This is a genomic window from Monashia sp. HAY1-5C, from assembly GCF_056755255.1.
In genome coordinates this window covers 1-271 of the sequence record NZ_JBPGXG010000365.1, presented here as the reverse complement: position 1 = coordinate 271, position 271 = coordinate 1, and the positions used below count along the sequence as shown (strand labels likewise).

Genomic DNA, 271 nt, shown 5'->3' with positions numbered 1-271 from the left:
GCGTCACTTCTACCTGTCCATCGACGGCATGCCGGAAGAAGTGGTGTTCGAACCGCTCAACGAATTCGTCGGTGGCGGCAGCAGCAAACGCAAACAAGCGTCGGCACCGGGCCACGTCAGTACCACCATGCCGGGCAACATTGTCGATGTGCTGGTCAAGGAGGGCGACACCGTCAAGGCTGGCCAGTCGGTGCTGATCACCGAAGCGATGAAGATGGAAACCGAAGTCCAGGCAGCGATTGCCGGCAAGGTCACCGCCATTCATGTGGCC

1 protein-coding gene is annotated in these 271 nt (G+C 60.1%); it reads left to right on the top strand.

What is annotated here, in order from left to right; translation table 11 throughout:
- Positions 1–271, top strand: a 271-nt coding sequence (locus ACR9ZK_RS22050; RefSeq protein WP_481344085.1) for a biotin/lipoyl-containing protein, incomplete at both ends; no start/stop codon positions are given.